Origin of the sequence: Brevundimonas denitrificans (assembly GCF_030160755.1) — a bacterium.
GTDB classification, from domain to species: domain Bacteria; phylum Pseudomonadota; class Alphaproteobacteria; order Caulobacterales; family Caulobacteraceae; genus Brevundimonas; species Brevundimonas denitrificans.
Window position 1 is genome coordinate 1 of record NZ_BSOY01000035.1, and the last position, 21,335, is coordinate 21,335.

Annotated in this window: 23 protein-coding genes, 2 tRNA genes and 1 pseudogene; 6 read left to right on the plus strand and 20 right to left on the minus strand. The window is 68.9% G+C overall.

The features are described 5' to 3' along the window. From QQJ79_RS08930 to QQJ79_RS08940, 3 genes are all read right to left on the minus strand, one after another. The coding region (locus QQJ79_RS08930) for a hypothetical protein (protein WP_431307585.1) at positions 1 to 285 on the minus strand (285 nt) is incomplete at its 3' end. Between the two features lie 2 nt (positions 286 to 287). Next, a complete protein-coding gene (metG, locus tag QQJ79_RS08935) occupies positions 288 to 1,994 on the minus strand; it encodes a methionine--tRNA ligase (RefSeq protein ID WP_284222582.1) in 1,707 nt (568 codons plus the stop codon). 147 nt (positions 1,995 to 2,141) lie between these two features. Further along, a complete protein-coding gene (locus tag QQJ79_RS08940; RefSeq protein WP_284222583.1) occupies positions 2,142 to 3,488 on the minus strand; it encodes an MATE family efflux transporter in 1,347 nt (448 codons plus the stop codon). Positions 3,489 to 3,753: 265 nt separating this feature from the next. On the opposite strand from QQJ79_RS08940, the gene QQJ79_RS08945 reads away from it, so the two are divergent. Beyond that, entirely contained in the window at positions 3,754 to 5,346 is a 1,593-nt protein-coding gene (locus QQJ79_RS08945) for a carboxyl transferase domain-containing protein (RefSeq protein ID WP_284222584.1), read from the plus strand. A gap of 224 nt (positions 5,347 to 5,570) precedes the next feature. On the opposite strand, the gene QQJ79_RS08950 is transcribed toward QQJ79_RS08945, so the two are convergent. Next, complete coding sequence (locus QQJ79_RS08950; protein ID WP_284222585.1) at positions 5,571 to 5,933, minus strand: DUF2200 domain-containing protein; 363 nt, start codon at positions 5,931 to 5,933, stop codon at positions 5,571 to 5,573. Continuing rightward, positions 5,914 to 6,255 carry a hypothetical protein gene (locus tag QQJ79_RS08955; protein ID WP_284222586.1) on the minus strand — a complete coding sequence of 114 codons (342 nt, stop codon included), beginning with the start codon at positions 6,253 to 6,255 and terminating at the stop codon, positions 5,914 to 5,916. Before QQJ79_RS08955 ends, QQJ79_RS08950 begins: the two co-directional genes overlap by 20 nt. Positions 6,256 to 6,409: 154 nt before the next feature. On the opposite strand from QQJ79_RS08955, the gene QQJ79_RS08960 reads away from it, so the two are divergent. Genes QQJ79_RS08960 through QQJ79_RS08970 form a run of 3 tightly spaced genes read left to right on the plus strand, consistent with a single transcriptional unit; the run spans position 6,410 to position 10,147 of the window. After that, positions 6,410 to 7,309, plus strand: a complete 900-nt coding sequence (locus QQJ79_RS08960) for an enoyl-CoA hydratase-related protein (RefSeq protein ID WP_284222587.1) — start codon at positions 6,410 to 6,412, stop codon at positions 7,307 to 7,309. Between the two features lie 21 nt (positions 7,310 to 7,330). Continuing rightward, the gene (locus QQJ79_RS08965) at positions 7,331 to 8,227 is read left to right on the plus strand and encodes a DUF3667 domain-containing protein (RefSeq protein WP_284222588.1); all 897 of its coding nucleotides are present in this window, start codon (positions 7,331 to 7,333) and stop codon (positions 8,225 to 8,227) included. Positions 8,228 to 8,236: 9 nt separating this feature from the next. Further along, the gene (locus tag QQJ79_RS08970) at positions 8,237 to 10,147 is read left to right on the plus strand and encodes an acetyl/propionyl/methylcrotonyl-CoA carboxylase subunit alpha (protein ID WP_284222589.1); all 1,911 of its coding nucleotides are present in this window, start codon (positions 8,237 to 8,239) and stop codon (positions 10,145 to 10,147) included. A 7-nt stretch (positions 10,148 to 10,154) separates the two neighbouring features. Here QQJ79_RS08970 and QQJ79_RS08975 read toward each other — a convergent pair whose 3' ends face one another. Continuing rightward, positions 10,155 to 10,448, minus strand: a complete 294-nt coding sequence (locus QQJ79_RS08975; protein WP_284222590.1) for a putative quinol monooxygenase — start codon at positions 10,446 to 10,448, stop codon at positions 10,155 to 10,157. Between the two features lie 153 nt (positions 10,449 to 10,601). Next, the gene (locus QQJ79_RS08980) at positions 10,602 to 10,793 is read right to left on the minus strand and encodes a YgaP family membrane protein (protein ID WP_284222591.1); all 192 of its coding nucleotides are present in this window, start codon (positions 10,791 to 10,793) and stop codon (positions 10,602 to 10,604) included. Positions 10,794 to 10,915: 122 nt separating this feature from the next. On the opposite strand from QQJ79_RS08980, the gene QQJ79_RS08985 reads away from it, so the two are divergent. Further along, the gene (locus QQJ79_RS08985) at positions 10,916 to 11,314 is read left to right on the plus strand and encodes a DUF1489 domain-containing protein (RefSeq protein WP_431307586.1); all 399 of its coding nucleotides are present in this window, start codon (positions 10,916 to 10,918) and stop codon (positions 11,312 to 11,314) included. A gap of 135 nt (positions 11,315 to 11,449) precedes the next feature. Next, the gene (locus QQJ79_RS08990; protein ID WP_284222593.1) at positions 11,450 to 13,300 is read left to right on the plus strand and encodes a patatin-like phospholipase family protein; all 1,851 of its coding nucleotides are present in this window, start codon (positions 11,450 to 11,452) and stop codon (positions 13,298 to 13,300) included. A 244-nt stretch (positions 13,301 to 13,544) separates the two neighbouring features. Here QQJ79_RS08990 and QQJ79_RS08995 read toward each other — a convergent pair. From QQJ79_RS08995 to murA, 13 genes and pseudogenes are all read right to left on the minus strand, one after another. Further along, positions 13,545 to 13,967 (minus strand): annotated as a pseudogene (locus QQJ79_RS08995) (class I SAM-dependent methyltransferase); the annotation flags it as partial. Positions 13,968 to 13,997: 30 nt separating this feature from the next. Next, a tRNA-His gene (locus QQJ79_RS09000) sits at positions 13,998 to 14,074 on the minus strand. 147 nt (positions 14,075 to 14,221) lie between these two features. After that, complete coding sequence (locus QQJ79_RS09005) at positions 14,222 to 14,944, minus strand: TonB family protein (RefSeq protein ID WP_284222594.1); 723 nt, start codon at positions 14,942 to 14,944, stop codon at positions 14,222 to 14,224. A 14-nt stretch (positions 14,945 to 14,958) separates the two neighbouring features. Further along, positions 14,959 to 15,396 carry a biopolymer transporter ExbD gene (locus tag QQJ79_RS09010; protein ID WP_284222595.1) on the minus strand — a complete coding sequence of 146 codons (438 nt, stop codon included), beginning with the start codon at positions 15,394 to 15,396 and terminating at the stop codon, positions 14,959 to 14,961. A 5-nt stretch (positions 15,397 to 15,401) separates the two neighbouring features. After that, on the minus strand, positions 15,402 to 16,298 hold the full coding sequence (gene exbB / locus QQJ79_RS09015; protein WP_284222596.1) for a tonB-system energizer ExbB: 897 nt from the start codon (positions 16,296 to 16,298) through the stop codon (positions 15,402 to 15,404). Positions 16,299 to 16,679: 381 nt separating this feature from the next. Then, positions 16,680 to 16,755: transfer RNA gene (locus QQJ79_RS09020), tRNA-Phe, on the minus strand. Between the two features lie 64 nt (positions 16,756 to 16,819). Further along, entirely contained in the window at positions 16,820 to 16,984 is a 165-nt protein-coding gene (locus tag QQJ79_RS09025; RefSeq protein WP_284222597.1) for a DNA gyrase inhibitor YacG, read from the minus strand. 2 nt (positions 16,985 to 16,986) lie between these two features. Beyond that, positions 16,987 to 18,018, minus strand: a complete 1,032-nt coding sequence (locus QQJ79_RS09030) for a S1 domain-containing protein (protein WP_284222598.1) — start codon at positions 18,016 to 18,018, stop codon at positions 16,987 to 16,989. Beyond that, entirely contained in the window at positions 18,015 to 18,590 is a 576-nt protein-coding gene (locus tag QQJ79_RS09035) for a Maf family protein (protein WP_284222599.1), read from the minus strand. The genes QQJ79_RS09030 and QQJ79_RS09035 overlap by 4 nt, the downstream gene beginning before the upstream one ends. A 12-nt stretch (positions 18,591 to 18,602) precedes the next feature. Beyond that, positions 18,603 to 18,824, minus strand: a complete 222-nt coding sequence (infA, locus tag QQJ79_RS09040; protein WP_013269122.1) for a translation initiation factor IF-1 — start codon at positions 18,822 to 18,824, stop codon at positions 18,603 to 18,605. 216 nt (positions 18,825 to 19,040) lie between these two features. Beyond that, positions 19,041 to 19,505, minus strand: a complete 465-nt coding sequence (locus QQJ79_RS09045; RefSeq protein ID WP_284222600.1) for a UPF0262 family protein — start codon at positions 19,503 to 19,505, stop codon at positions 19,041 to 19,043. Further along, positions 19,502 to 19,993: a DUF2948 family protein gene (locus QQJ79_RS09050; RefSeq protein ID WP_284222601.1), complete on the minus strand. Its 492-nt coding sequence runs from the start codon at positions 19,991 to 19,993 to the stop codon at positions 19,502 to 19,504. Before QQJ79_RS09050 ends, QQJ79_RS09045 begins: the two co-directional genes overlap by 4 nt. Further along, the gene (murA, locus tag QQJ79_RS09055) at positions 19,983 to 21,272 is read right to left on the minus strand and encodes a UDP-N-acetylglucosamine 1-carboxyvinyltransferase (RefSeq protein WP_284222602.1); all 1,290 of its coding nucleotides are present in this window, start codon (positions 21,270 to 21,272) and stop codon (positions 19,983 to 19,985) included. Before murA ends, QQJ79_RS09050 begins: the two co-directional genes overlap by 11 nt. Positions 21,273 to 21,335: the final 63 nt, after the last annotated feature.

The following is a 21,335-nucleotide window of genomic DNA, read 5'->3' on the forward strand; positions in this document are numbered from 1 at the left end:
GGCCAGCCAGCGCGCGCCGGGCCGTCCGAGCTCGGCGGCCCGCGCCGCAAGCCGGCTGCCCAGCGCCGCCTCCCCGGTCAGATCGCCGTGGTTCAGAACCCATGCGGCGGCATAAAGGGCGTCCGCATCGTCCGGCCAACCTTCCGCCAGCAGGGCCATCACCGCTTCACGACGCGCCCGGTCCCGCTCGCGCAGGGCCACATAGGCGGGCTCGCCCGCCAGCACCGCACGATCCTCGGCCTGATCCTCAGCCAGCAGCCTGACGAAGGCGGCCGACCGGTCCATGGTCAGGCGTCCGCGCCGCCGAAGCGTTCAGACCATTCGGCCACCTGCTTCTCCTCGATCTTGGTGAACAGCACGCCCGCCGCCGCGACGGTCTGACCGCGCGGCAGGGCGTCGAGCAGGGGCTCGTCCGCCGTCGGCCAGCTCAGGTCCGTGGCGCCGACCGCCGCACCGATCTTCACCGCCGAGTCCGGCATCACCGGCGCGGCCAGGCGGGCGAACAGGGCCACGAGGTTCAGGCCGGTGCGCACGCCGACGGCGGCGCGGTCCACATCGGTCTTGAAGGCCGTCCAGGGCGCCGCCTCCTGCAGATATTCATTGCCCAGCACCCAGACGGCGCGCAGGGCCACGGCCGCCTTGCGGAACTCCATGGCCTCGAACTGGGCTGTGGCCTCGGCGATGCCGGCGCGCAGGTCGGCCTCCAGCTTCGCCTCCAGCGGGCCGGGTTCGCCCGCATCCGGCACGACGCCGCCGAATTTACTCTCGGCGAATTTGACGATCCGGTTGACGAAATTGCCCAGCACATCGGCCAGGTCCTTGTTGGTCGTCGACTGGAACTGCTCCCAGGTGAAGGCCGCGTCCGAATGCTCGGGCCCATAGGCCGTCAGGTGCCAGCGCCAGTAGTCGGCGGGCAGCAGCTCCAGCGCCTGGTCCATGAAGACGCCGCGCTTCTGGCTGGTCGAGAATTTGCCGCCGTACCAGTTCAGCCAGTTGAAGGCCTTCAGCGTGTCGACGGTCTTCCACGGCTCGCCCGAGCCGAGGATGGTGGCCGGGAAGCTGACGGTGTGGAAGGCGACATTGTCCTTGCCCATGAACTGGACGTAGCGGACGTCGTCCGCCCCCTCGTCGGTCCGCCACCAGTCGCGCCAGGTGCGACCGGTCGCGTCGGCCCATTCCTCGGTCGCGCCGATGTATTCGATCGGGGCGTCGAACCAGACGTAGAAGACCTTGCCCTCCATGCCGGGCCGCGGCCCGCCGTCGGGACCGACCACCGGCACGCCCCATTTCAGGTCGCGGGTGATGCCGCGGTCGATCAGCCCCTCGTCGAGGTGTTTCAGGGCGATCGACTTGGCCAGCGTCTGCCAGTCGGTCTTCGAATTGATCCAGGCCCGGATCCGGTCGGCCAGCTTCGTCTGCAGCAGATACAGGTGCCGCGTGTCCCGGACCTCGAGATTGCGCGAGCCCGACACCGCCGAATAGGGCTCGATCAGGTCGGTCGGGTCCAGCAGCCGCCCGCAGTTGTCGCACTGGTCGCCGCGCGCGCCGACATGGCCGCAGTGCGGACAGGTGCCCTCGACATAACGGTCGGGCAGGAAGCGGGCGTCGTCGACGGAATAGATCATCCGGTCGACCCGCTCCTCGATCAGGCCGTTCTTCTCGAGGACGTCGGCGAAATGCTGGGTCAGGCGGTGGTTCGGCGCGTTCGACGACCGGCCGAACCAGTCGTAGCTGAGGCCGAAGGCCTGCCCCGCCGCCTTCTGGACCTCGTGCTGCTCGTCGCAATAGGTGCGCACGTCCTGACCGGCGGCGGCGGCGGCCAGCTCGGCCGGGGTGCCGTGCTCGTCGGTGGCGCAGATGTAGAGGACCTCATGGCCCTGGGCGCGCTTGAACCGGGCGTAGACATCCGCGGGCAGCATCGAACCCGCCAGATTCCCCAGATGCTTGATGCCGTTGATGTACGGCAGGGCCGAGGTGATGAGGATGCGGGACATGGAGGCCGGGGGCTGAAGAGAGTGATTGGTGGCTAGTGGTTAGTGGCCAGTGATTGCGCATGCCGCAACTGTTGCTCGTCATTTCCCGGCCAAAAGGACCTGTTCACCGGTGACGGCGCGCGCTCGTCACGCTGCAATCACTAACCACTAGCCACTCTGCGGCAGCCGCCGCGCCACCCGCACGAACCGCCCCGTCAGCAGTACGGACGACACCAGGCTGGCGACGATGATGGCCCAGACCAGGCCGTTGACGCCGATCTCATGCGCCCACCACCAGCCCAGCGGCATCATCACTACGCTGTAGGACAGGAAATGCATGATGGTCGGCCACCAGACGTCGCCCGCGGCGCGGTTGGCCGAGGCCGAGACCACCTGGATGCCGTCGGCGACGAAGAACAGGGTCGTCAGCACCAGCGCCGGAATGACCACCGCCAGCAGCTCCGGATCGCGGTTGTAGGCGCTGGCGATCAGCGGCGCGCCCGGCCAGACCAGCAGGGCCACCGTCAGCGTCAGGGCGGTCACCACCCCGATCCCGACAAGGCCGGCGCGCATCACCCCACGCCCATCCCTCGCCCCATAGGCGCGCCCGACCAGCACCGCGGTCGCCGCCGACAGACCCATCGGCAGCATGAAGACCATGGCCGAGACATTGAGCACGATGGCCCAGGCCGAGGTCTCGATCGCCCCCAGCTGGCCGGCGATGAAGGTCATGGCGGCGAAGGCCCCGACCTCGATGAAATAGCTGGAGCCGGCGCCGTAGCCGATCTTGCGCTGCTCGCGCTCGGCGGTCAGGTCGCGCTTCGGCCGGTTGAACACGCCCAACGCCCGCGCCTCGGGCAGGCGGACGATATAGACGATCAGGAACACCGCCAGCGAGGTCCGGGCCACGAAGGTGGCCCAGGCCGAGGCGACCGCTCCGTCGATGCCGATCCCCAGGATGTCGGGCACCAGCAGCAGGTTGAGCGCCAGATTGAGGCCGTTGGCGATCCACATCGCCCACATGCCGGCGCGCGGCCGGTGCATGGCCTCCAGGAAGAACTGCGCCGCCACGCTGACCAGATAGCCGGGCATGGACAGGGCGAAGACCACCAGCACCGGCGAGGCGCCCTCGGCCAGGCCGTCGGCCAGCCCCATGTGCTGAAGCGCCCAAGGTCCGAGCAGGATCAGGCCGAACATCGAGGCGAAACCCAGCTGGAGCGAATAGGTCACCCCGCGCCGCAGCACGCCCCCGACCTCGTCGCGCCGGCCCTCGCCCAGCAGGCGTGCGGTCATGACCTGCACCCCCATCATCAGGCCCACGGCGGTGGTGATGATGATCGACGTCGGCGCCAGGGCCAGGGAACTGAAGGCCAGCTCCAGCCCCGACCAGTTGCCGACCACGATCACATCGGTCAGGCCCATGGTCATGATGCCGACGCGCGCCAGCACCACCGGCCACGCGAGATGCAGCAGGTCTTTCAGGGTGGCGCGGGTCTTCAGGCTGAGGCCGATCATGGGAGGCGCGACAGGCCATGGGGAACGGTCGGGGTCAACTGGATTTGCTTCGTGGTGACATAAGCACAGCTTTCCCTCCCCTTCCGGGGGAGGGTGGTCGCGCAGCGACCGGGTGGGGAGGGCTGGGCGACGGGAGCGCCGGTGTCTGCCTCGCTGAAGCGTCCCCACCCCATCGATGCGGAGCATCGATGACCCTCCCCCGGAGGGGGACGGAGACTGCTCGTACCCGCTTCCCCACCGCCATGAACCGCCCTAAACCAGCCCCATGCCCAAGCTGACGTCCGCCATCGACCCGCACAGCCCCGCCTTCAAGGCGCTGGACGCCCACAACCGGGCCCTCCGCGACGAGCTTCACGCCAAGGTCGCGAAAGCCGCCCGCGGCGGCTCCGACGCCAGCCGCGACCGGCACGTCTCGCGGGGCAAGCTGCTGCCCCGCGACCGGGTCGAGCGGCTGCTGGACCCCGGTTCGCCCTTTCTTGAGATCGGCCAGCTGGCCGCCGACGGCATGTACGGCGACGGCGCCCCCGGCGCCGGCATGATCTGCGGCATCGGCCGGGTCTCGGGCCGCGAGGTCATGATCGTCGCCAACGATCCGACGGTGAAGGGCGGCGCCTATTTCCCCATGACGGTGAAGAAGCACCTGCGGGCCCAGGAGATCGCCGAGCAGAACCGCCTGCCCTGCGTCTATCTGGTCGATTCCGGCGGCGCCAACCTGCCGCACCAGGCCGAGGTCTTCCCCGACCGCGACCATTTCGGCCGCATCTTCTTCAACCAGGCCCGGATGTCGGCCAAGGCCATTCCCCAGATCGCCTGCGTCATGGGCAGCTGCACCGCCGGCGGCGCCTATGTCCCGGCCATGTCGGACGAGAGCGTCATCGTCCGCAACCAGGGCACCATCTTCCTGGCCGGCCCGCCCCTGGTGAAGGCCGCCACGGGCGAGGTCATCTCGGCCGAGGACCTGGGCGGCTCGGAGACCCACGGCCGAAAGTCCGGCGTGGTCGACTATGTCGCCGAGAACGACGAGCACGCGCTGGAGATCGTCCGCACCATCGTCGACAGCCTGAACACGGTGAAGTCGGTCGAGCTGGACGTGCGCGAACCCCGCGCCCCGGCCTATGACGCCGATGAGCTGTACGGCCTGATCCCCGACGACGTCCGCGCCCCCTACGACGTGCGCGAGGTCATCGCCCGCGTCGTCGACGGCTCCGACTTCGACGAGTTCAAGGCCCTGTACGGCACGACCCTGGTCTGCGGCTTCGCCCGCATCTGGGGCTATCCCGTCGCCATCCTCGCCAACAACGGCGTGCTGTTCTCGGAGAGCGCGGTCAAGGGCGCCCACTTCATCGAACTGGCCTGCAAGCGGAAGATCCCGCTGGTCTTCCTGCAGAACATCTCGGGCTTCATGGTCGGCGGCAAATACGAGGCCGAGGGCATCGCCAAGAACGGCGCCAAACTGGTCACCGCCGTCTCCTCGGCCGAGGTTCCCAAATTCACCGTCCTGATCGGCGGCAGCTTCGGGGCCGGAAACTACGGCATGTGCGGCCGCGCCTTCGGGCCCCGCTTCCTGTTCACCTGGCCCAACAGCCGGATCAGCGTCATGGGCGGCGAACAGGCCGCCGCCGTCCTGGCCACCGTCCACCGCGACGCCGACAGCTGGACCCCGGAGGAGGCCGAGGCCTTCAAGGCCCCGATCCGGCAGAAATACGAGGACGAGGGCAATCCCTATCACGCCACCGCCCGCCTCTGGGACGACGGGATCATCGACCCGGTGCAGACGCGCGACGTGCTGGGCCTGGCGATCAGCGCCTCGCTGAACGCCCCGATCCCGGAGACGACCTTCGGCGTGTTCAGGATGTAGCGCCTTGTCATCCCGGACATCGCGCAGCGGCGATCCGGGACGGCTTCGGCGAAAAAGGAGATCGGCCCGGAAGCTGCGCCAGCAGTTATCCGGGCCACAGGTCTGTTCAGCGCATTGGCCGCCTGTCTCCCGGACAATCGCAGGCGATTTCCGGGAGCGCTCATAAGACCAGCGAACCTCGTCCCGGATAAGCGCTGCGCGCTTTCCGGGATGACAAGGAGCGGTCAGCTTCCGCGCAGCACCTTCTCCATCGCCTTCCCCTTCGCCAGTTCGTCGACCAGCTTATCAAGGTGACGGATCTCCCGCATGAACGGGTCCTCGATCTCCTCGACCCGGTAGCCGCAGATCATCCCGGTGATCAGGAAGCGGTTCGGGTTCATGGCCGGCGCCCCGGCGAAGAAGGTTTCGAAGTCGGTCTTCGCCGCCAGCAGCGCCTCCAGCTGATCCTGCGAATAGCCCGTCAGCCATCGGATCACCTGATCCACCTCGGCCCGCGTTCGGCCCTTCCGTTCGGCCTTGGCGACGTAGTGGACGTGCACGCTCGCCACGCTCGTCCGCCGGATGCGGTCAGTCGCGGTGGTCGCCATCGGCCTGGCTCCGGCGCCCCGCCCGCTCATCCAGGGCCCAGCGGTAGGACTCCGGTCCGAACGGCAGGTCGAACAGATGCGGCGCCGGACTGTCCGGCTCCGGATGGGCGTGCAGTTCGAAGGCCGACAGCAGGGCCCGGCGGGTGCGGTCGGCGGCCGGACCCCTGACGCCCTTGCGGGCGAGGATGCGGGCGATGATCACGTCGCGGTGCGCCGCCCCGCCCTGGGCCCTGAGCTGGTCGCGGATCTCGGCCGCCAGCCGCGTCTTGGCGGCGGTCAGCCGGGCCGGCTTGCGGGATCGTGGTTCGGATGGCTGGGTCATGCGGCGATCCCGCTCCGGGGCGGGCCCCTGGTCCGTGTCTGCCGCCATCAAGGCCCGCCCCGGCGTTGAGTCAAGATAACCCCGGTCCTTGATCTCGCGCACTCCCATTTGGCGGGCGATGCGTTACATACGGGCAGCCGCACAGGGACCGACCATGACCAATCCGACCGAAGCCGAGCTCAACGCCCTGGACATCACGCCGGCCGAGGCCGCCGAGATCAACGCCATCGCCCATCCGCTGCTGGCCGACCCGGCCCCCGACGCCAACGACGACCTGGTGCAGATCGATTCCACCGCCGACGGCGTGGTCTTCGTCACCATCAACCGGCCGGACAAGCGCAACGCCTTCGACGCCCCCACCATCGCCGCCCTCTATGAGGCGTTCGAGACCCTGCAGGGCGCCGACCATGTGCGGGTGGTGTTCATCCGCGGCGCGGGCGGAACCTTCAGCGCGGGCGCCGACCTCAGCTGGATGGCCGACGCCGCCCGCTGGTCCGAGAGCGACAACCGAGACGACGCCATGGGCCTGGCGAAGATGCTCAAGGCCCTGCACGACGTCCCGGCCCTGACCGTGGCCATCGTCGAGGGCGCGGCCATGGGCGGCGGCGCCGGCCTCGTGGCCGCCTGCGACATGGCGGTGGCCGTCAGGGGCGCCAAATTCGCCTTCTCCGAGGTCAAGCTGGGCCTCATCCCCGGGACCATCGCCCCCTATGTCGTCGAGGCCGTCGGGGCCCGCACCGCGCGCGCCCTGTTCATGACCGCCGACCTGTTCGACGCCGACGCGGCCAGGGGCTTCGGCCTGATCGGCCAGGTGCTGGACAGCGCCGCCGAGATCGACGGCTTCATCGCCGGCCTCGCCTCCAGCATGAAGGCCTGCGCCCCCGGAGCCGTCGGCGAGGCCAAGCGGCTGGTCAACCACGTCGCCGGCCACCGCATCGACCACGCCCTGATGGAAGAGACCGCCAAACGCATCGCCCGCGCCCGCGTCTCGCCCGAGGGCCAGGAGGGGGTGCGCGCCTTCCTCGACAAGCGCAAGCCGGCCTGGACCCAATAGACTATGGCGGCGGGGGCTGCGGTGGAGACCAAACCGAAACGGGTGCGCAAGGCCAGACCCAAGGCCCCGCCGTGCGCCAACTGCGAAACCCCGCTCGCGGGCGCCTTCTGCCATGCCTGCGGGCAGAAGGCGCATCTGCACGACAAGCTGAGCCATCTCGTCGAGGAGTTCGCCGAAGGCATCGCCCATTTCGACGGCCGGCTGTGGCGGACCCTGCCCCTGCTGGCGCTGAAGCCGGGTCGGCTGAGCCGTGAATGGATGGCGGGCCGGCGGGTGCGCTATGTCGCGCCGCTGCACCTGTTCCTGTTCGCCGTCTTCCTGCTGTTCCTGATCCCGAACTTCACGGGCAGGCATTTGTTCAATTTCGGCGATACCCCGGCCGAGGCCGCAAACAATACCGCCCTGTGGATGGACAATCCCGACGGGACCCGGACGGAGATCGAGCCGGACGACCTCGAGGCCATCACCGGCGGGCAGGAGTTGGCGCCGCCCGTGGCGACTCTGGTCCACATGGTGGCCAAGCTTTCGAAGAACCCGCAGTACTACGGCTACAAGATGGAGGCCCTGGCCTACAAATTGTCGTTCGTGACCGTGCCCATCTCGGTCTCCATCCTGTGGCTGATGTATGCGTGGCGACGGCGGTTCAGCCTCTATCACCACGCGGTCGTGTCCCTTTACGGCCTCGGGTTCGTGGCTCTGCTGCTGGCCTTTTCAAGCCTGTTCACGGGCGGCTGGGCGATTGCGCTGAACCTGCTGATCCTTCTGGTCGCCCCCGTCCATGTGGCCGTCCACCTGAGAGGCGCCTACGGCAGCGGTTGGGTCCAGACCATCCTGCGCACCCTGGTGCTCAGCCTGCTGACGGCGGTAGCCTTTGGGGCCTTCCTCTTGGGCGTCGTCTTTCTGGGTCTGACAGGCTAGGAAACGGGAATGTTCAAATCCGTCCTGGTCGCCAATCGTGGCGAGATCGCCTGCCGCGTCTTCCGCACCGCCCGCCGCATGGGCATCCGGACCATCGCCGTCTATTCCGAGGCCGACGCCAGGGCGCTGCACGTCCGCGAGGCTGACGAAGCCGTCCTGATCGGCCCCGCGCCCGCCCGCGAGTCCTATCTCGACGCCGCGAAAGTCCTCGCCGCCGCCAAAGCCACCGGCGCCGAGGCCATCCACCCCGGCTACGGCTTCCTGTCCGAGAACGCCGACTTCGCCGAGGCGGTCGCGGCAGCGGGCATCGTCTGGATCGGCCCCAAGCCCGCGTCGATCCGCGCCATGGGACTGAAGGACGCCGCCAAGACCCTGATGATCGCGGCCGGCGTCCCGGTCACCCCCGGCTATCTCGGCGAGGACCAGTCGCTGGAACGCCTGCAGAAGGAGGCCGACGCCATCGGCTATCCGGTGTTGATCAAGGCCGTCGCCGGCGGCGGCGGCAAGGGGATGAAGAAGGTCGATCGGGCCGAAGACTTCGCCGACGGCCTCGCCTCGGCCCAGCGCGAGGGCCAGTCCTCTTTCGGCGACCCGCGCGTCCTGATCGAGAAATACATCACCCGCCCGCGCCATATCGAGGTGCAGGTGTTCGGGGATGCGCACGGAACCGTCGTGCACCTGTATGAGCGCGACTGCTCCCTCCAGCGCCGCCACCAGAAGGTGATCGAGGAGGCCCCGGCCCCCGGCATGGACGCCGCCACCCGCAAGGCCGTCACTGACGCCGCCGTCCGCGCCGCCAGGGCCGTGAACTACGAGGGCGCCGGCACCATCGAATTCATCGCCGACGCCTCCGACGGGCTGAAGGCCGACCGCATCTGGTTCATGGAGATGAACACCCGGCTGCAGGTCGAACACCCGGTAACGGAGGCGGTCACCGGCGTCGATCTGGTCGAATGGCAGTTCCGCGTCGCCGCCGGCGAGCCGATGCCGCTGAAACAGGCCGACATCCCGCTCAACGGCTGGGCCATGGAGGCCCGCCTCTACGCCGAGGATCCGGCCAACGGCTTCCTGCCGAGCATCGGCAGGCTGGAACATTTCGTCATGCCCGAGGGCATTCGGGTGGACACCGGCGTCGAACAGGGCGGCGAAGTCAGCCAGTTCTACGACCCGATGATCGCCAAGCTGATCGTGGACGCGGAAACGCGGGAAGAGGCCGCCGATATGCTGGCCGGGGCCTGCGCGGAGGTCGAGGTCTGGCCGGTCAGGACCAACGCCGCCTTCGTCATGAAATGCCTCGAGCATCCCCGGTTCGTGGCCGGCGACGTCGACACGGGCTTCATCGCCGCCGAAGAGAGCGATCTCGCCGCCGAACCGCTGTCGGAGATGGGGATTGAGGACGCTGCCAACAGGCTGCGCCAGTTCGCATCAACAGCACGGGCGGACCTGACCGCATCGCCGTGGGACCATCTCGACGGGGCTGTCGGCTTCCGCGCCAATGCGCCCGATCGCCGGACCCAGTCCGTCCGCGTCGACGGCGCGCCCCACGTCGCCGAATTGCTCGAGGATGACGATCATCCGATGACCCGCCTGATCGGCCTGTCGGCCACACGGGTGGTCGCGTTCGAGAATGGCTCGGCCTTCGACGTCAGCGCCTTCGGCCGGGCGGGAGGCGGTTCGGGTTCCGGCCCCGCCTCAGACGGCGCCCTCCGCGCGCCCATGCCCGGCAAGATCGTCGCCACGCCCGCCAAACCCGGAGACGCGGTGACCAAGGGCCAGCCCGTCGTCGTGCTGGAAGCCATGAAGATGGAACACGCCCTCGTCGCCCCGTTCGACGGGGTGGTCGGCGAGATCAGCGTGTCGATCGGCGATCAGGTGTCGGCGGATGCGGTGCTGGCCACGGTCACGGCCGGCGAGGCCTGAGGCCCGCTCAGCGAAACCCGATCCCGCCCATCGGCGCCGTCGCCCGGGCATCCTCAAAGGTGGCGATCAGCGGCAGGCCGCGGGCGATGGCGGCCTTGACCTCGGGAACCTGCAGCGAGGCGCGGTGGGCCGCCTGGTCGGTCCAGACCTCCGTCACCCAGATGGCATGGTCGTCCGCCGGATCATGGGCGACGATATAGCTGAGGCAGCCCGGCATGGTTCCAAGGCTCTCCAGCAGGATCGCGGTCAGGGCGTCGCGTTGGCCGGGTATGGCCGTCATCCTGCCGATCAGTCCGTACATGGCGCGTCCGTCCGTTCCCGCGCTCGCCACGGCAGAGCATCACCGGACCGCCCACCGGGGGACACCCGCGATCAACCTGCGCGACACGAGCCGCATACCGACTCAATAGCCGCGTCGCCCCGCCTTGTCTCTCGCGCCGGACCGTCCGCGTCGCTATCGCCGACGGCAGGTCCTGATGCCCAGCAGGGTGTAGAGCGGGCAGGTTCCGAACAGGCCGGTCAGCAGCGGCACGGCCCCGACCCAGCCCCATGGCGTCTGCGGCCCGACAAAGACGAGCGCGATCAGGCCGAGCCCGACGATAACCCGGAGAATTCGATCCAGACCGCCGACATTCGCCTTGAACATGATGTATCTCCCGCAATGCGCTCATCATCGTTGGACGGGTCCGCCGCTCCGCGCATTGTCCGAGAACAATGCTCGCCCGCGAAACAGGGCGGCGGCGGTCAGATTGCAGGAAAGAGGATCGGTTGCCGCTCCACATGATCAAACTGTGCGTCGGCGTCGCAAAGGTCGAGACGCTGGAACGTCGCGCGGCCAAGGGCGAGTGGCTGACCGTCCAGACCCGGATGACGCCCAAACGGGCGGCGGAGCTGGAGGACGGCGGCTCCCTGTACTGGGTGATGAAGGGCTCGGTGACCTGCCGTATGCCCATCCTCGACATCGCCACCCGCGGCGAGGGCAAGGCCAGCATGTGCCACATCAAACTGTCGCCCGACGTCGTCCGCACCGCTCCCCAGGCCCGCCGCCCCTTCCAGGGCTGGCGCTATCTGGAGCCGAAGGACGCGCCGCCGGACCTGTCGACGCTGGACGCGGGCGAGGTGCCGGAGGACCTGGCCAAGCGGCTCCGTGAGATGGGGGCCTGGTAGGGGTGATCAGTGGTTGGTGATTGCAGCTTCCCTGCTTGCGGAAGGACGGCGCTGTTCGCGCTCCCTCGCCGGCGCTGGCCAGCCACTAGCCACTAACCACTAATCACTCTCCCCGACTCCGGCTAACGTCCCCCCATGTCCGCTCCCCGTTCCGACCGGCTGGAAGACGCCCTGCACCGAATCTTCGAGGGCGGTAAGACGACGCGCGCCAGCTGGTTCGCCCTGACCGGCGGCGAGACCCTGTTCGCCGAGTGCGACGCCGCCGACACCCTCTATCTGCTGCGCAGCGGCCGTCTGGGGGTGTTCCGCCGCGATCACGGCGAGGATCGCCCGCCGCAGTTCGTCGGCGTCATCCGGCCCGGGGAGCCCGCCGGCGAAATGGCCATGCTGGCCGGCACCCAACACACCGCCGATGTGGTCGCCCTGCGCGACTGCGAGGTCCTGGCCCTGCCGCGCGACGCCTTCTTCGAGGCGGCCCGCACCGAGCCGGACCTGATGGTCGAACTGTCCCGGCTGATGATCCAGCGCGCCCGCGACCGGCGCTCGGGCGGCGGGGAGCCCAGCGTGTTCGGATTCATTTCGGCCCGGCCTCGCCCGATCCGCGCCTTCGTCGAGCGCATCGCCGCCGCCATCGAGGCCGACGGCTTCACCTGCCAGGTCATCGACCACTCCGCCCTGGCCTCGGCCGCCGAATGGTTCAGCCGGGTCGAGGACTCCCACGACTTCGTCCTCTATGTCGCGGAGATGGAAGAGCCCGCCTGGGCCGCCCTCTGCGCGCGCCAGGTCGACCGGGTCTTCGTCGTCGGCAATGGCGTGATGGCTCCGCCGAACCGGCCCATGCCGTATGCGGGGGTGTTGGACGCCCAGCGCCGGACGGACCTCATCCTGCTGCGCGACCCGCGCATGGCCCGGCCGGCCAATACCGCCGTCTGGCTGGACGCGATCCAGCCCGGCCGATGGTTTCAGGCTGTGGACGGCGACAAGGCCGACGCCGATCGAATGGCCCGGGTCATCACCGGAACAGCCGTCGGGGTGGTCATGTCGGGCGGGGGCGCGCGGGCCTATTCCCACATCGGCGCGCTCAGGGCCCTGCATGAGGCGAAGGTGCCGATCGATTTCGTCGGCGGCTCGTCGATGGGGGCGGTGATCGCGGCCGGCCCGGCCATGGGCTGGTCGCAGGAAGAGCTGGAAGCCCGCATCCACAAATCCTTCGTCGAGAGCGATCCGCTGTCCGACCTCGCCTTCCCCATGCTGGCCATGACGCGGGCGCACAAGGTCGATCGCCTGCTGCTGGAAGCCTATGGCGAGACCGATCTGGCCGACCTGTCCCGGCCCTTCTTCGCGGTCTCCACGAATCTGACCAGCGGCAAGATCGAGGTGCACCGGCGCGGCCTGATGCGGAGAGCCATGCGCGCCTCCATCGCCATTCCGGGCCTGCTGCCGCCCATCGTCATCGACGGCCAGGTGCTGGTCGACGGCGCCGTGCTGAAGAACCTGCCGACCGAGGTCATGCGCCAGATGCACAGCGGCCCGATCATCGGCGTCGACATGTCCGAGGCCCGCGGCGTCGACCCGGCCCTGATCGAGCATCCGCCGTCGATCTGGCGGCTGATCGTGACCGGGGCCTGGCGGCGCGGGCCGCCCATCGTCTCGATCCTGATGCGCTCGGCGACCCTGACCACGGACGCGGACATCGAGAGCTCGCGCGCCGCCACCGACCTGCTTATCCAGCCGACGCCCGACGGGCTGGACATCCGCGACTGGAAGGGGTTCGACGCCGGCGTCGCCGCCGGCTATCTCGCCGCCGCGGAAAGCCTCGCCAAACTGGACGGTCCGGTCACCGGCCTGCGGCGGCGACGTTCGGTCAGCGACGTCGCGCTACCAGAAACAGACGCGGAAACGGCAACAGGGTCACCCTGTCGGGACGGGACGGAAACGCCTCGGAAAGCCGCGCGCCCAGGGCGGAAACGAACGCCTCGCGCATAGCGGGGTCGCCCAGGGCCGCCAGGAAGGGGCGAAGCGCCGTCCCCTTCATCCACTCCAGCACCGGATCGGGCCCGGTCAGGGCGTGCAGATAGGTGGTCGTCCAGACGTCGATCTCGCCACAGGTCCCGGACAGCACCTCATAATAGGCCTCGGGCGACAGCAGGGGGGCGATGGCTTCGACCCCCGCGAGCGTCGCGGCCCAAGGCCCCTCGGCGGCCACGGCGCGCAAAAGCATATGATGCCGGGTCTCGTGCGCCATCGGCATCTGGATCGCCAAGACGCCGCCGGGCGCCAGCGTCTCCGCCAGCCGTCGCGCCAGGGCCGGATGGTCGGGCAGCCAGTGCAGGGAGGCGTTGGCCAGAATCAGGTCGGCGGGCGCTTCGGGGCTCCAGGTCGCGATATCGCCCTGACGCCAGTCGACATCGGCGCCGAGCGCCCGCGCCTGCGCCAGCATCTCGGCGCTGGAATCCAGTCCATGCACCGTCGCCGCGGGATGCCGCCGCTTCAGCATGGCCGCGTGCTGGCCCGCGCCGCAGCCCAGGTCCCAGATCTCGCGCGGATCGAGGTCGCCGGGCAGGCGCAGCAGCAGATCGAGGGCGGCGCGATCGCGCTCGGCCTGGAAGCGGCTGTACTGTCGGGGGTCCCAGGCGGGGGGCGCGTCGGTCATGCCGGAAAACGCCTCTGCGGAGGGAGGAGATGGTACCGCCTCTCAGGCTTGAACTGAGGACCTCCGGTTCCACAAACCGGCGCTCTAACCAACTGAGCTAAGGCGGCGCAGGCCCGCACGGGGCGACGCGAGGGCGGGTTCTAGCGGGCCCGCCGGGACGGATCAAGCAAGCCGCTGCGATAATCGACACGTCGCAGACGAAAACGCCCCGGAGGCGGACCTCCGGGGCGCTGACGTTTTGACTGTCCGGCGGATTACTCCGGCGGCGGCGGACGGAAGCGGACGTTCCACTCCACCCGGGCGCCGACGGCGGCGCCGTCGACCGTACCCGGCGTCACCCGCGAGCGGCGAGCGGCGGCGAGAGCGGCGGAGCCGAAGCCCATGCCCGGAGGATCTTCCGAAACCACCCGGCAATCCGCGAGGCTGCCGTTCGGCTGCAGGGCGCAGCTGACGCGAACCGTCGAGATGCCCTCGATGCCGCGGGCTGCCGCGCGTTCCGGATACTCCGGCACCACCTGGCGACCCCAGCTCGGGTTGGTCACGACCGACGGCCGCGGCGGAGCCGGAGGCGCCGGAGGCGGCGGCGGACCGGGGACGATGACCGGGGGACCGCGATACTCGACGCGGTCTTCCTTCTTCGTCGGCTCGATCGGCAGGGTCACCGGCGGCGGCGGCGCGTTCGGAACCACGACCGGGGGACGCACCTGCAGCTTGGGCGGCGGGGGCGTGTCCGGCGGAGGCGGCGGAGGCGGCGGCGGCGGCGGCGGGATCGGCTCGATCAGCTCCACGTCCACCGAGTCGTCCGAGTAGTTGATCTCTTTCAACTTGAACGTGGCGTTGATGAAGTAGATCGCCAGGATCGAGAACAGGATGCTGACCACCAGAACGCTGACCAGGAGCACACCCGGGGGAACCCCGAACAAACCCTTGGCTTTCGGCGCGTCGTATCTGGAACGGTGATATTCGATGTCTGTCATGATCTCACCGTTTCCTACTGAGCATCCGTATCTTCACCGACCAGGGCAACGCTGTAGAAGCCGTTGTCCTGCAGCGAGTTCATGACCTGCATGAAATCGCCGTACCGGGTCGTCTTGTCGGCCCGGATGAAGATACGCTCGTCGGCGGGATTTCGCCGGCCGATCTGAGCCGTCAACTCCGAACCGATCTGGTCCAGCTCAACAGGAGAATCGCCGAGGAAGGACCGACCGTTGCTTTGGATCGAAATATAGATCGGCGTCGGCGGATTAGCCTGTAGCGGAGCAACGGCACGCGGCAGTTTCACCTCAACGGATGGTGCGGCGAGAGGGGCCGCGACCATGAAGATGATGAGCAGAACCAGCATGATGTCCACGAAGGGCGTGACATTGATCTCGCTGTTCTGCTCAACGGTGTATTTGCCGCCGCCGCCGCCGGAAAGTTTGGCGGCCATCGAGCTTACGCTCCCTTGTCGAGGTTACGCGAGATGGCGTTGGTCAGCTCAGCCGAGAAGCCGTCCGAACGGGTGCCGTACGCCGAGATGCGGGTGTTGAAGTAGTTGTAGAAGATAACCGCCGGGATAGCGGCGAACAGGCCGATGCCGGTGGCCAGCAGCGCCTCGGCGATACCGGGGGCGACGACGGCCAGGTTGGTCGTGTTGGTGTTCGCGATGCCGATGAAGGAGTTCATGATCCCGTAAACGGTGCCGAACAGACCGATGAACGGACCGGTCGAACCGACGGAAGCCATGAACTGCTGGCCGCCCGAGAGACGCTTGGCCAGACCGGCCTGAACGGCGGCGACGGCTTGCTGGGCGCGCATCAGGGCCGAGTCGGCGTGATCGCCGGTCACCGAGAGACCTGCTTGACGCGACAGTTCGATTTCGTCGGTCGCCGCGGCGGCCATGTCTGCCAGCGGGTTGCCGTCGAACTCGTCCGCGGTCGCCACGCGACGCATGTCGGCGATGGTGCGGGCCTGGCGGAAGGATTCCAGGAACTGGTCGGTGCGGCGGTTCAGCGAGCCGAACTCGAAGATTTTGATGAGCAGCAGAACCCAGGTGAAGATCGAGGCGAGGACGAGGCCGATCATGACGGTCTTAACGACCGGGTCGGCGTCCATGAACATGCTGGCCGGCGTCATCTTGCCGTGGTTTTCACCACCGACGACGGCGGGCTCTGCGGGGTCGGCCGCGGGAGCGGCGGCTTCAGCGGCCGGGGCGGCGGCCGGAGCGGTTGCTGCAGCGGCCGGATCGGCGGCGGGGGCGGGGGCATCCTGCGCGAGAACCGGCGTGCCGGCCATAAGGACGCCGGCGGCGGCCATAGCCAGGAGGATGTTGGTCTTCTTGATATCGAACATAGTTCGCCAGTTCCTGCTGTTTGGTCTGACTTGTGGAACCCAAAAGAAACGGCCGCAGACGACGACCGCCCTCGATGAAATTCTGGTCCGCCGATGCGGGAGGAAATCCCCCGATCCTTGGAACGCCTTTTGACGCTTCCGGTTGCCTGGTGGCTTCCGGCACGGCGCCGACGGTCTTGGGGAACCGTTTTCCCCACCCCCGTCAACTGCCCGCAAAGGAACGCGGTCAAGCTCCTTTGGCGAACGCATACCAGAGCGTCAAGTGCGGGACGGTGCTTTTCCCCTCGCAAGGGAGCCGACAGACCCGAAGCCAAAGATTCGGGCGGAAAGCGACATTTTGATGATGGGACCGCGCCGCTTTCCCCGATCGGGAAAAGGCGATGGTGCCTGGGGGCGGATTCGAACCACCGACACGCGGATTTTCAATCCGCTGCTCTACCAACTGAGCTACCCAGGCGCACGCGTCGCGGCGCGGAGGCGGCGTCTATAGGCGAGCGGTCCGGGGGTGTCCAGCCGTCTGATCAGTCTTCGTCGCGCTCTTCGGAAAGCGCCTCGTCGCCGGTCTCGGGAATGACATAGCCGCCGCTGAACCAGCGCTGCAGATCGACGTCGGCGCAACGCTTGGAACAGAAGGGCTTGTAGGCCTCGACCACCGGCTTGCGGCGGCAGATGGGACAGGTCGCCATGGTCAGCCCTCTTCGCGGATGAAAGCGCCCGGCGCGACCGCCGGATCAGCGATGAGATGGGCTCTCGGCCCCAGTCGCGCCACCAGAGGTCCGGCGAGGGCCGCCTCGTCCGGAGCGCAGCGCAGTCCGATCCGGGCGATCGTGGTGTCGGACAGCAGGCTGTGGCGCAGGCTCCGCACGATGTCTTGGGCCCGCTGCCCGGGCCGTCTGCGCCGGTCAGGGCCGTTCAGAATCTCTTCCAGCGGCGTCCGCCGCCACGGCAGGGCCAGCTGCAGCACGCCGAACCGGTTGACGGGCCCGAAGACGACCTCGGGATCGCCGCCGAACGCCTGCTTTGCCGCCGCCATGACGACGTCGCCGTCCTGGCCCGTTCCGATCAGGTCGATCGCCACGAGGCCGCCCCAGCCTTTCAGCCGGATCAGGCGGGCCGCGGCGTGCAGGCCCTGCCGATTCGCCCGGGTCCTCGCGGCCGCGCCGAACGACACCCCCGGCGCGGGGGCCAGGTCCAGATCGACCGCGATCAGGGCCCGGGTGCGCTCGACCCTCAGGTCCAGGCCCGTGTCGGGGAACAGTTCGCCGGGCCAGCCCGCCTCTTCCTCAGCGTCCCAACCGGCCTGAATGGCTTTGAGGCCCGTGACGCGTTCGACGCCGGGCGCCAGCCGGGCCAGGGTCTCGGCCACCGTCGGGCCGGGCGCGAGCAGACGCGGCCCGCCCTCCCCCGCCCCGATCAGGCGCAGGGTAGGTCCCTTGCCCTCGCGCGGCTCGGCCGTGACCTCGACCTCGACCTTCCGGCCGACCGCCAGCCGGTCCTGCCCGCGGAACGGCAGGAAGCCGTGCACGGTCGGCCCCAGATCGACGAAGGCGCCCTTCAGCCCCGGGTGAACCTCGGCGATTCGGCCGACGCAGCGCGCGCCGAGACGATGCTCGGCCACGTCATCCTCGCGCTGGATCAGCAGATGTTCGAACCGGCCGTCCCGAACGACCACGCCCCGGACCTCGCCGGGCGTGTCGTCGAGGAAGACCTCCAGGCTCACGGCCGCCAGCCCGCGCCGTTCAGCAGATTGACCGTCTCGAACAGCGGCAGGCCCATGACCGCCGGATAGCTGCCGACCAGCCGGGTGACGAAGGCCCCCGCCCGGCCCTGGATGCCGTAGCCGCCCGCCTTGCCCCGCCATTCGCCCGAGGCCACATAGGCGGCGATCTCGGGGTCGGACAGGACCTTGAAGCTGACGCGGGTGTCGACGACGCGGCGGGTGGTCCGCCCGCCGGCCGTCACGGCCACCCCGGTGAAGACCCGGTGGTTGCGGCCCGACAGAAGTTTCAGGAACCGCGTCGCCTCGGCCTCGTCGGCGGCCTTTTCCAGCAGCCGGCGGCCCACGGCCACGACGGTGTCGGCCGCCAGCACCACGGCGTCCGGCGCCCCGGCCGCCACGGCCTCGGCCTTCGACACAGCCAGCCGCGCGGCGAGACGCGACGGGGTCTCGTCCTTCAGCGGCGTTTCGTCGATGTCGGCGGGATCGACCCGGTCGGGCGTGATCCCGACCAGCGCCAGCAGTTCGATGCGGCGCGGGCTGGCCGAGGCCAGCACCAGTTCCGGACGGCTCATTCGAGCCCGTCCTTACTTGAAGCGATAGGTGATGCGGCCCTTGGTCAGGTCATAGGGCGTCATCTCGACCAGGACCTTGTCGCCGGCCAGCACGCGGATGCGGTTCTTGCGCATCTTGCCGGCGGTGTGGGCGATGATCTCGTGGTCGTTGCCCTCGAGCAGCACGCGGAACGTCGCATTCGGCAGCAGTTCGCTGACGACGCCGGGAAACTCGAGCAGTTCTTCCTTAGCCATGCGGCCTCTCGCGCCCTGTGAATACGAGTCAGAACGCGCGCCGGGCGAAAGCGCGCGTCGTTAAGGAGCGGGCGTATGCCTGAAATCCGGCCGTTAGTCGAGGCGGCGGGTGGCGAGGAGTGATTAGTGGCTAGTGATTAGTGGTTTGCTGATGCAGCCGATGGCGTCTGCCGATCCACCGCCGCTGCCTGAGGCCGGCAGCCACTAATCACTCCCCTACCCCCGCCGGTACAGCGCCGTCACCAGCGTGAACAACCGCCGCGCCGTTTCGTGGTCGATGGCGATCTTGCCGTCCAGCCGGGCCTTGAGCAGTTCGGCGCCTTCGTTGTGCAGGCCGCGCCGGCCCATGTCGACGGCCTCGATCTGGGCGGGCGAGGTGCCGCGCAGGGCTTCGTAATAGCTGTCGCAGATGGCGATATAGTCCTTCACCACCTTGTTCAGGGGCGTCAGGGACAGGCCGTGGACGCGGTGAAACTCCGGCCCGGTGATCTCGAACGCCAGCCGGCCGTCCACCATCGCCAGCTTCAGCGCATAAGGGCCGCCCGCCGCGCCGGCGGGCTGGAAGCTGTTCTTCTCGACCAGATCGAAGATGGCGACACGCCGTTCATGCTCGATCTCGGCGGTCGCGGATTGCAGGGTCGCAGGGTCGAGGTCGATCGAGGTCAGCCGGTGTTCGCTCACGTCGGATCCGCCTCTTCCGACAGATGGGTCGGCGCCAGTTTCGCGGGCCAGCGTTCCGACAGGTCCGTCAGCACGGCGTCCAGGCATTCCACGTCGATGCGCAGGTCGCCCCCGCCGGCGAACATCAGGATGACCCGACCCCCGGGCGCCTCGTCCGGCGCGAACTCCATGGCCAGCAGCTCCAGCGCGCTCTCGGGCAGGCGCGGCAGGCGTCGGCTCTTGACCGCGATCACGTCGCCGAACTGCATGGCGGCCATCACCCGCGTGCCGCCGCACTCCCAGCAGAAGCGGCTCAGCTTCAGCGTCACGCGCCGCCACGACGGCTCCCAGACGATGTCGACCGGCCGCAGGATGGCGTCCTGCAGCGCCGCGGAGATGATGTGCAGGTCGTCGGCGTCCTCGGCCAGCAGGCGCAGCGGCTCGACCGGCGCGCGCGCGCCCACGTCCGCCTCCGTGTCCGCCTCGACCTCGCCGGCCTCAGTGCTCATGGTCGTCGTCCCGGACGCGGCGAATCTCGGCGCCGCAGGCGCTCAGCTTCTCTTCCAGCCGCTCGAACCCGCGATCGAGGTGATACACGCGCCCGACCGTGGTCTCGCCCTGGGCCGCCATGCCGGCGATGACCAGGCTGACCGAGGCCCGCAGGTCCGTGGCCATGACCTGGGCGCCGTGCAGCGCGGTCACGCCATGCACCACCGCCTCCCCGGCCTGGACATGGATGTCCGCCCCCAGCCGCGCCAGCTCGGGCGCGTGCATGAAGCGGTTCTCGAAGATGTTCTCGTGGATGACGCTGTCGCCTTCGGCCGTGGTCATCAGGGCCATGAACTGGGCCTGCAGGTCGGTGGCGAAGCCCGGATAGACCTCGGTCGCCACATTGACGGCCTTCAGCCGCACGGCCGGGTCGCGCTTCACGATCACCCCGTCCGCGGTCGGCGTCACCTCGACCCCGGCCTCGATCATCTTTTCGCCCAGGGCCGTCATCAGCTCCGGCCGCGTCTTCGTCAGCCGCACCTCGCCCCCCGTCATGGCCGCGGCCACGGCGTAGGAGCCCATCTCGATCCGGTCGGGAATCACCGACCACTCGGCCCCGCCCAGCGAACCCACGCCGGTGATGACCAGCTCGTCCGTGTCGATTCCCTCGATCCGCGCGCCCATGGCGGTCAGGCAGCGGGCCAGGTCGCCGATCTCCGGCTCGCGCGCGGCCTTGCGCAGCACGGTCACCCCGTCCGCCAGCACGGCGGCCAGCAGGGCGTGTTCGGTCGCGCCGACCGAGACGAAGGGAAACTCAATCTCGGCCCCCTTCAGGCCGTGCGGCGTCCGGGCGATGACATAACCCTCGTCCAGCTCGATCTCGGCCCCCATGGCCGTCAGGGCCTGCAGATGCAGGTCGACCGGCCGCGCGCCGATGGTGCAGCCGCCGGGCAGGGACACCTTGGCCTCGCCGGTGCGGGCCAGCAGCGGCCCCAGCACATTGAACGAGGCCCGCATCTGGCGAACCAGATCGTAGGGGGCGAAGGTCGAGGTCAGGGCGGCGGCATGAAACAGCGTCTCCTGCCCCTCGGCGCCCTCGCGCTCCGAGACCTGGACCCCGAGTTCCTCCAGCAGACGACCGAGGAATTTCGTATCCGCCAGACGCGGCATATTGGTCAGAAGCAACGGCTGATCGGTCAGGATCGATGCGGCCATCAGCTTGAGGGCGGAGTTCTTGGCGCCGCTGATCGGAATCGTTCCGTTCAGACGGGCGCCGCCGGTGATGGCGATGCTGTCCATGTCGTCTCTTGCGACCCCGTGCAGGGCGCAAGGGGGGATCGGCTATCTAGCGCGGACCAGCGT

Bases quoted from the DNA above. Each gene is read 5' to 3' on its own strand.
- exbB (WP_284222596.1), bottom strand. From the start codon at position 16,298: ATGTTCGATATCAAGAAGACCAACATCCTCCTGGCTATGGCCGCCGCC.
- metG (WP_284222582.1), bottom strand. From the start codon at position 1,994: ATGTCCCGCATCCTCATCACCTCGGCCCTGCCGTACATCAACGGCATC.
- QQJ79_RS09025 (WP_284222597.1), bottom strand. From the start codon at position 16,984: ATGGCGACCTGTCCCATCTGCCGCCGCAAGCCGGTGGTCGAGGCCTAC.
- QQJ79_RS08950 (WP_284222585.1), bottom strand. From the start codon at position 5,933: ATGGCGACCACCGCGACTGACCGCATCCGGCGGACGAGCGTGGCGAGC.
- QQJ79_RS09005 (WP_284222594.1), bottom strand. From the start codon at position 14,944: ATGACAGACATCGAATATCACCGTTCCAGATACGACGCGCCGAAAGCC.
- QQJ79_RS09035 (WP_284222599.1), bottom strand. From the start codon at position 18,590: ATGAGCCGTCCGGAACTGGTGCTGGCCTCGGCCAGCCCGCGCCGCATC.
- QQJ79_RS09010 (WP_284222595.1), bottom strand. From the start codon at position 15,396: ATGGCCGCCAAACTTTCCGGCGGCGGCGGCGGCAAATACACCGTTGAG.
- QQJ79_RS08945 (WP_284222584.1), top strand. From the start codon at position 3,754: ATGCCCAAGCTGACGTCCGCCATCGACCCGCACAGCCCCGCCTTCAAG.
- QQJ79_RS08960 (WP_284222587.1), top strand. From the start codon at position 6,410: ATGACCAATCCGACCGAAGCCGAGCTCAACGCCCTGGACATCACGCCG.
- QQJ79_RS08975 (WP_284222590.1), bottom strand. From the start codon at position 10,448: ATGTACGGACTGATCGGCAGGATGACGGCCATACCCGGCCAACGCGAC.
- QQJ79_RS08970 (WP_284222589.1), top strand. From the start codon at position 8,237: ATGTTCAAATCCGTCCTGGTCGCCAATCGTGGCGAGATCGCCTGCCGC.
- QQJ79_RS08990 (WP_284222593.1), top strand. From the start codon at position 11,450: ATGTCCGCTCCCCGTTCCGACCGGCTGGAAGACGCCCTGCACCGAATC.
- QQJ79_RS08955 (WP_284222586.1), bottom strand. From the start codon at position 6,255: ATGACCCAGCCATCCGAACCACGATCCCGCAAGCCGGCCCGGCTGACC.
- murA (WP_284222602.1), bottom strand. From the start codon at position 21,272: ATGGACAGCATCGCCATCACCGGCGGCGCCCGTCTGAACGGAACGATT.
- QQJ79_RS09050 (WP_284222601.1), bottom strand. From the start codon at position 19,993: ATGAGCACTGAGGCCGGCGAGGTCGAGGCGGACACGGAGGCGGACGTG.
- infA (WP_013269122.1), bottom strand. From the start codon at position 18,824: ATGGCTAAGGAAGAACTGCTCGAGTTTCCCGGCGTCGTCAGCGAACTG.
- QQJ79_RS08980 (WP_284222591.1), bottom strand. From the start codon at position 10,793: ATGTTCAAGGCGAATGTCGGCGGTCTGGATCGAATTCTCCGGGTTATC.
- QQJ79_RS08940 (WP_284222583.1), bottom strand. From the start codon at position 3,488: ATGATCGGCCTCAGCCTGAAGACCCGCGCCACCCTGAAAGACCTGCTG.